Below are 8,738 nucleotides of genomic sequence, written 5' to 3' on the forward strand. Positions count from 1 at the left end.
GAAGACTGGATTCTGTCGCAAGAACCTGTCTATCGATGGCTCCACGCCCACATCCAACACCGTCCGGTATGGACGTTACGCCCGTGTCATCCCCACCCGGCCGCCGAACCTTGCTGAGATCACCTCAATAGCCGCGACCGAAATCAGCGCTCTTACGAAATCGAGCCCAATTATCTGCTTATCGGCAACTTCCGATAGCCCAGGTGCCTTGGCTGGCTGACGCAGATCCGGCGGGCGGGAAACCCGCTGAGATCGCCCCGGCCGAGGAAGAGCCTGGGCCACACCAGGGCTGTTGCGCATCCGCGTGATCAGCGGGGCCGGCGCTACCCGCTGGTGAGCACCCTCCGTGGCGGTGTGCGCGGCGCTGGCCGGGGCGTGCACGCTCGCCGTGATCGCCGACTGGGTGCGTGATCTGGATGGACGGCGTGAAGCCGGCTCGGGTTCACCGACCGGATGCTCGCGGCCACGACGATCTGGCGCTATTGATCCACATCGACGCTGAGACGCTGTCGCAGGGTGCTGGCCCAGTGGCTACGGGCCACACTCGGCCACCAGCTGACTCTCCACCATGCCCGAACCGAAACCGTAACCCTACCAGCAATGGGATTCGATTAGCAGCTCGCCAAACAAGATCGTGAAAATTCCGCTCGAAGGAGCTTCCACGAGCGGCAGACACGACGTACGATTCTGACAAGCACACGCCGATTCACATTGACACCCTTGGGGGTGTGCACGGGGGCGAGGAGGACGTGCGAGTGTGGTTTCGAATGCTGGGATCGTTGGAGATGCACGGCCCGTCGGGCGAGTTTCCAATCGTAGCCCAGCGACGACAAATCATCCTCATGATGACTTTGCTAGAGGCGAACCGAAGTGTCGGCATGGACCGCCTCATGGAAGCCGTCTGGGACGACGCACCGCCGGCGACCGCAAAGGCACAGGTGCAGATCTGCATCTCGATGCTGCGCCGGATGTTGAGCGAGGCCGGGCTGCCGCCGGACATCATCTCGACCACCAACAACGGCTACATGGTGCGGGTACCGGCCGACCAGTTGGACAGCCTGGCGTTCGCCGACCTGATCCGACGGGCGTACCAGGCCGTCGCCGAGCACCGCCTCAGCGAGGCCGATGAGATGTTCCACGCGGCCACCGGACTCTGGCGGGGGCACGGGCTGACCACGGGCAACAGTCGGATACTCAGGAGCGCCAACGTCCGGCTGGTCCACGAACTGGTCGGCGCCGTCGAGCAGTGGGCCGACGTCCGGCTACGCCTCGGCACGCACCACAGCCTGGTCGGCTACCTCAGCGAACTGGTCAGCCACCATCCGCTGCGGGAAGGGCTGCGGGCACGGCTGATGCGGGTGCTCTACCAGTCCGGGCAGCAGGCGGAGGCGCTGAAGGTCTATCGCAACGGGCGACGGCTGCTGGTTGACGAGTTGGGCATCGAGCCCGGCGAAGAGTTGCAGTTGCTGGAACGGGCGATCCTCAACGGCGCGCCCGACACCGCGCCGCAGCCGGTCGCGACGCCGGCCGTGGGTCCGATGGTGCAGGTGACCCCGCGTCTGCTGCCCACCGACATCCAGGACTTCACCGGCCACGCCGAGCCGATCCACCAACTGCGCCAACACCTGCTGTCCCGGGACGGCTCGCCCAACAGCGTGCCGGTGGTGGTGCTCTGCGGCAAGGCCGGCGTGGGCAAGACGACGCTCGCCACACATATCGGCCACCTGCTGGCCGACGAGTTTCCGGACGGCCAGTTGTTCGTCCAACTCAACAGTCTGTCCGTGCAGCCGGTCACCGTGGCGCAGGCGCTGGAACGATTTCTGCGCGCCCTCGGCGTGGCCGGCAGCGCGATACCGGAGCGGCTCGAGGAACGGGCCGAGCTCTACCGGCAACTGCTGGCACACCGGCGGGTGCTGGTCGTGCTCGACGACGCCGTCGACGAGGAGCAGCTGCGTTGGCTGATCCCCGGTTCCGCCGGCTGTGCGGTGATGGTGACCAGCCGGTTCCGGCTCACCGGGCAGCCCGGCGTGACCATCGTCAACGTGCCCGTCTTCGACCAGGAGCAGGCGATGCAGCTGCTGACCAAGGTGGTCGGCAGCGACCGGGCGTACGCCGAGCTGAGCGAGTGCCTGCGGCTGGTGGAGCTCTGCGGCGGCCTGCCGATCGGGCTGCGGATCGTCGGGGCCCGGCTGGCGTCCCGCCCGCACTGGTCCATCGGCCAGTTCGTCGAGCGGATCACCGACGAGAGCCAGCGCCTGCACGAGCTGGTCTACCGAGGGCTCGGCGTCCGAGCCACGCTCGCGCTGACCTATCAGGTGCTCAGCGAGACCGCACAGCGGCTGTTCCGCCGGCTCGCCCTGCTGGAGGTGCACGACTTCCCCGGCTGGCTGGCCGTCCCACTGCTCGACACCTCCGTGCACGAGGCGGAGGAGGCGCTCGATGAGCTGATCGACGCTCAGTTCCTCGACGTCGAACGGCTTGACCGCAGTGGGCGGCTGCGGTTCCGGCTGCACAGCCTGATCCGCACCTACGCCCGCGAACGCCTCGGCCACGACGAGTCACCCGGCGACCGTTCTGCGGCCCTCGCACGGCTGCTCGGCGCCTGGCTCTTCTTCACCGAACAGGCGCACCGGAAGGAGTACGGCGGGGACCACACACTCCTACACGGCAAAGCGCAGCGTTGGGCCGTTCCTGATAACGTTATCGAGCGCGAATTGATCGACCCGATCCAGTGGTACGAGAGCGAGCGCCACGGCATCGTCGGCGCAGTCTGCCAGGCTGCCCGCGCCGGCCTGGACGAGCTGTGCTGGGACCTCGCGCTCACCTCGGTCACGCTGTTCGAGGCGCAGAGCTTCTTCGACGACTGGCGGGTCACCCACGAGATGGCGCTCGTCGAGTGCCGCCGCACCGGCAACCGGCGCGGAGAAGCCGCCATGCTGCACTCGCTCGGTGCCCTGCGGCTGTACGAGCAGCGGTTCGCCGAGGCCAGCCTGTTACTACGGCCGGCCCAGCACATCTTCGCCGAGATCGGCGACCGGCACGGTCAGGCACTGGTGCTGCGCAACCTGGCCTTCCTGGACCGCGCCCAGGGCCGGATCGGCGACGCGGCACGCCGCTGCGAGCAGGCGCTGCCCCTGCTGCGCGCGGCCGGTGACGCGGTTGGCGAGGCGCACGTACTGGGCAGCATCGCCCAGATCGAGCTGGAGCGGGGTGACTTCGACGCGGCCGAGCCGCATTTGACCCGCGCGCTCGAACTGGTCGAGGTCACCGGCAGTCGCCGGATCCGGTGCCAGCTGCTGTGCCGGCTGGGTGACCTGCAACTGGCCCGGGGCAACGAGACCGACGCGGAGGAGACCTTCCGCAGCGTGGTCAAGATGGTGCAGGAGTACGGCGACAAGGTCGGCGAGATGTACGCCCGCTACGGCCTCGGCGTCGCACTGGCCCGACAGCAGTGCACCGACGAGGCCGAGGCGGAGTTGGCCAAGGTGCAGGACCAGGCTTCCTACCTGCCACACCGGATGCTCGGTGGGCAGATCCGGATGGTCCGCGGCCGGATCCAGCTGGATCACGGCCAGGCCGACCTGGCGCTGCAACTGTTCTCGCAGGCTCAGCAGATCTTCGCGGAACTGGAGATGGACACCTGGCGGGTCCGGGCGCTGCTGGCGGTCGGCGACGCGTATCGCAGCCGTGGGCAGGGCGAGGCCGCGTCGATAGCGTGGCGCGAGGCCATGGCGTTGGCCGGCAAGCTCGATTCGAAGATCATCAGACCGGTCACGGCGGAACTGCGCGCCCGTACCCACTGAGGGTTCCTGTGTCTGGCGGCGGTGGCCGTCGACGGCATCGGAGCGCTTAGAGGATGTCTCAGGTGGCGGTCGGCTGTCTTCGTGGCAGATCGTTTCTACTGTGGACGAGCGATGGATCGAGCAGTGGGTGCCTGACGATTTGTGGGACCTGGCGGCTCCGTTGATACCGCCACCGCCTCGGCGTCGGCAGGGTGGAGGGACGCCGCCGATCGATGCGCGGGCGGTGTTCGCGGCGATTGTGTACGTGTTGACCACCGGCTGCGCGTGGCGGCACCTTCCGCCCGGGTTCGGGGTGTCCAGGGCTACCGCGCACCGGAGGTTCCAGGCGTGGACGGCTGCTGGATTGTGGCGCAGGTTGCACGTGGCCGCGTTGGACCACTCGGCGCGCAGGGGCTAATCGACTGGTCCCGGGCCACCGCGGACGCCGCGTACGTGCGGGCGAAAAGGGGGGCGCTCTGACCGGCCCGAGCCCGGTCGACCGAGGCAAACCCGGCAGCAAGATCCACGCCCTGTCCGAGCGTGGCGGACTGCCGCTGTCGGTAGGCGTCTCCGCCGCGAACACCCACGACAGCCGCTGCCTGGAATCGCTCGTCCAGGCCATCCCCGCCGTCCGTTCCCGCCGTGGTCCCCGCCGCCGACGCCCCGACAAGCTGCACGCCGACAAGGGCTACGACTACCCCCACCTACGCCGCATGCTCCGCCAGCGTGGCATCCGCCCCCGCATCGCCCGACGCGGCATCGAATCGTTAAACCGTCTCGGCCGGCACCGGTGGGTCATCGAACGGACCTTCGCCTGGTTCACCGGCTACCGCCGGCTGACCCTCCGCCACGAACGCGATCCCGGCCTGTACTGCGCATTCGTCACCCTCGCCGCCGCCCTGACGTGCCACAAGCGCTACCTCAAACTCACCACCTGAGACACGCTCTTAATCGACGCCATCGCCGCGTTACCGACCCGGCGATCGGCATGATGGCGCGGCGATAGCTTCGCGAGAATGCGGTGATTGCCCGCCCGGCTAGAAAGAGTCGTCGGATAATTCTGCGAGGACCTTCAGGAGGTCTTGATGCCGTACTTCATCGCCATCAGGTCAGCTCAAGGCGAAACCATCTGGGGCTGAGCGATGGCCATCGACGACCACGACAGCGAGATGCGAGGCGAGGACGCAATCCTCATCGGTGGCCCGTCCGGCCTGCCCGAATCCCGGCGTCTCTGCCAGGTGCCGGACGGGACCACCAAGGTCAAGGTCGGTTACCTCGGCGGACACGAGCACTTCGAGCGTACGGAAGAGCGGTTGAGCAGCACTGCCGGCCTTGCCCGCGTCTATCGTTGGTCCATGCGAACCAAGGTCGCCGAATAAGCCGGTGACACCTTCCGGCCAACCGGAAACTGCCATCCGGTCGGCAGCTGGGCGTCCTTGACACAACAGTCGCCCCGGCCGAATCTCTGAGCAACGAAGATTTGTTGTGCGCCGCAGCCTTGCGGCGCGGTTTACATGTGCGCGCCGGCGAATTCGGTATTCGGCGGTGCTATTTCGCGGCGAGCCGGTGAGGTGACGAAATGGTAGATGGTGCGAGGACTGGCGTGGACGCGCGAAAGGACGCGGACGGCAGCCAGGAGCCGATCGCCGTGATCGGCATGTCGTGCCGACTGCCCGGCGCGGACGGCCCGGAGGCCTACTGGCAGCTGCTGCGGGACGGGCGGGACGCCGTCAGCGAGGTGCCCGAGGACCGCTGGCAGCGGGGCAGCGCTATCGAGTACCGGCGGGGCGGCTTCGTGACCGAGGTCGACCGTTTCGATGCGAGATTCTTTGGCATCACCTCCTACGAGGCCGGCGCCATGGACCCGCAGCAGCGGATGATGCTGGAACTGGCCTGGCACGCCCTGGAGCACGCCCAGCTGCCGCCGAGCAGTCTGCGGGGCAGCGCCACCGGTGTCTTCGTCGGCGCGATCGCCGCCGACTACGCCCTTGTGCAGGACCGGGCCGGGGCGGCTGCGATCACCTCGTACACCCTGACCGGGCAGCAGCGCAGCATCATCGCCAACCGGATCTCCCATCACCTCGGCCTCGTCGGCCTGAGTGTCGCCGTGGACACTGGACAGTCGTCGTCGCTGGTGGCGGTGCAGCAGGCCTGCGAGAGCCTACGCTGCGGCGACAGCCGGATGGCGCTCGCCGGCGGCATCAACCTGAACCTGCTGCCGGAGACCACCGACGCCATCGGCCGGTTCGGCGCGCTCTCGCCGGACGGCCGCTGCTACACCTTCGACAGCCGCGCGAACGGATATGTGCGCGGCGAGGGTGGCGGCCTGGTCGTACTCAAACCGCTCTCGGCGGCGCGGGCCGACGGCGACCGGATCTACGCGGTCATCCTCGGCGGTGCGGTCAACAACGACGGCGGCGGAGGCGACAGCCTCACCACGCCGAGCCGCGCCGCACAGGCGGGGGTCATCCGTACGGCGCACCGCCGGGCGGGGATCGCCGCCGACGGCATCCAGTACGTCGAGCTGCACGGCACCGGCACCCCGGTCGGCGACCCGGTCGAGGCAGCCGCCCTGGGCGACGCGGTGGGCCGTGGTCGCGTCGGCACCGACGCCGTACTGGTGGGATCGGCCAAGAGCAACATCGGGCACCTCGAAGGCGGTGCCGGCATCGCCGGCCTGCTCAAGGTGGTGCTCAGCATCGCACACCGCCAGGTGCCGGCGAGCCTGAACTTCCTCGATCCCCACCCGGACATCCCACTTCCCGAGCTGGGCCTCCAGGTGGTCACCGCCACCCGTGACTGGCCGGCACCGCACCGCCGGCTGCTCGCCGGTGTCAGTTCGTTCGGCATGGGCGGCACCAACTGCCACCTCGTCCTCGGGGAACCGCCGGAATCAGCGGCCACCACCGGTACGGAGGCCGCCGCGACCACGCCAGGGACGCCGCTGGCCCCGGCGCTGTCGGTGGCCGAGCCACCGCCGGCGGTCGAGCCCGCCCCCTGGGTGCTCAGCGCGCAGTCCGGGCCCGCGCTGCGCGCGCAGGCCACCGCGCTCGCCGAATATCTGGCGGAGCGGCCCGGAACACGCCCGGCCGACGTCGCCCGGTCCCTGCTGGAGACCCGCGACCTGCTGGCGTGCCGCGCGATCCTGACCGGGGACGATCCGGCCGTCGACCTCGAGTCGCTGGTGCGGGGCCGCCCCGGCGACGGCGTGGTCGCCGGCACCGCTGTCGGCGGACCGGTCATCTTCGTCTTTCCCGGACAGGGCTCGCAGTGGCCGGAGATGGCCCGCGAACTGCTCGCCGGGTCACCGGTGTTCGCCGCCGCACTCACCGACTGCGCGGAGGCGCTCGCCCCGCATCTCGACTACGACCTGCTGGACGTGTTGCGCGGTGCGCCCGACGCGCTGGAGCTGAGCCGGGCCAGCGTGGTGCAACCGGCGCTCTGGGCGGTCATGGTGGCGCTCGCCGAGCTGTGGCGCTCGCACGGCGTCGAACCGGACGCCGTTATCGGCCACTCGCAGGGTGAGATCGCCGCCGCGACCGTGGCCGGCGCCCTGTCGCTGGCCGACGCCGCCCGCGTCGTCGCACTGCGCAGCCAGGCCGCCGAGCGGATCGCCGGCCGGGGCGGCATGATGTCTATCGCCGCCGGGGCGGACGAGGTCGAGGCGGTGCTCGCCGCGCACGCTCCGGAGGTCGTGGTCGCGGCGGTGAACGGCCCCCGGTCGGTGGTGGTGTCCGGCCCGGCGGAGTCGCTCGCCGCCGTCCAGCCGGTGTTCGAGGCGTCCGGACATCGGGCCAGGCTCGTTCCGGTCGACTACCCGTCCCACTCGGTAGCGGTCGACGAGCTGCGTTCGGAGATCGTCACGGCGCTGGGGCCGATCCGCCCCCGTACCGGCCGGGTGACGCTGGTGTCCACGGTGACCGGCACCGAGATCGACACCGCCACGATGGATGCCGAGTACTGGTTCCGCGGCCTACGTCAGCCGGTGCGGTTCGGCACCGCCGTCCGCACCGCCCTCGGCTCGGCCGGCGGCGGTGTCTTCGTCGAGTGCAGTCCGCACGCCGTGTTGCTCACCAGCGTCGAGGAGACGATCGAGCAAGCAGGGCTCTCCGCGACCGCGCTGGGCACGCTGCGCCGGGGCGAGGGCGGCTTCCGCCGGATGCGGGTCGCGCTCGCCGAGGCGTTCGTGGCCGGTGCCCCGGTCCGCTGGGAGGTCGCCGACGGCCGACGGATCGCGCTGCCCGGGTACGCATTCCAGCGTCAGCGGTACTGGCTCACCGACCACGGCGGGGCGTACCGCGGCGGAGCCGACGAGGTGTGGCGCCGCGACGACCTGCTGGCACTGGTGAGAGGGGTGGCCGGTGAGGTGCTGGGTCGCCCCGGGCCGGTGGACCCGGCCACCACCTTCAAGAACCTCGGCCTCGACTCGGTCGGCGCCGTCGAACTGCGGCACCGGCTCAGCGCGGCGACCAGCCTGCGGCTGCCCACCACGATCGTCTACAACCACCCCTCGGCGGACCAGCTCGCCGGACACCTGCACGAACTCCTCAGCGGCGCCGAGCCCGCAGGGCCGGCTCCGGCGGCTCCGGCGGCTCCGGTCGGCGAGGACGCCGACGGCATCGCGATCGTCGCGATCGGCTGTCGCTACCCCGGCGGCGTCGCCTCCCCCGAGGACCTGTGGCAGGCGGTGGCCACCGGCGCGGACCTGACCGGTGACTTCCCGGCCAACCGGGGCTGGAATCTGGCCACCCTCTTCGGGACGGACGAGTCCGGCACCACCTACGTCCGGCGCGGCGGCTTCCTGGACGACGCGGGCCAGTTCGACGCCAGCTTCTTCGGGATCAGTCCGCGTGAGGCGCTGGCCATGGACCCGCAGCAGAGGATCCTCCTGGAAACAGCCTGGGAGACCATCGAACGCGCCGGCATCGACGCCACCACACTGCGCGGCTCGGCCAC

At 69.8% G+C, this 8,738-nt stretch carries 3 protein-coding genes and 1 pseudogene; all 4 read left to right on the forward strand.

The window, feature by feature from the left end; genetic code table 11:
* The first annotated feature begins 878 nt into the window (after window positions 1-878).
* Window positions 879-3,803: an AfsR/SARP family transcriptional regulator gene (locus tag IEY61_RS30465; protein ID WP_189050741.1), complete on the forward strand. Its 2,925-nt coding sequence runs from the start codon at window positions 879-881 to the stop codon at window positions 3,801-3,803.
* A 115-nt stretch (window positions 3,804-3,918) separates the two neighbouring features.
* Window positions 3,919-4,720, forward strand: a pseudogene (locus IEY61_RS30470) (IS5 family transposase).
* A 204-nt stretch (window positions 4,721-4,924) separates the two neighbouring features.
* Window positions 4,925-5,161: a DUF5988 family protein gene (locus tag IEY61_RS30475; protein WP_189050743.1), complete on the forward strand. Its 237-nt coding sequence runs from the start codon at window positions 4,925-4,927 to the stop codon at window positions 5,159-5,161.
* Between the two features lie 224 nt (window positions 5,162-5,385).
* A partial coding sequence (locus IEY61_RS30480) for a type I polyketide synthase (protein WP_189050745.1) occupies window positions 5,386-8,738 on the forward strand: 3,353 nt, incomplete at its 3' end.

This window comes from Micromonospora sonchi (genome assembly GCF_014646235.1).
GTDB classification, from domain to species: Bacteria; Actinomycetota; Actinomycetes; order Mycobacteriales; family Micromonosporaceae; genus Micromonospora; species Micromonospora sonchi.

Coding starts and splice junctions, on each gene's coding strand:
- IEY61_RS30465 (WP_189050741.1), top strand. CDS start 879: ATGGACCGCCTCATGGAAGCCGTCTGGGACGACGCACCGCCGGCGACC.
- IEY61_RS30475 (WP_189050743.1), top strand. CDS start 4,925: ATGGCCATCGACGACCACGACAGCGAGATGCGAGGCGAGGACGCAATC.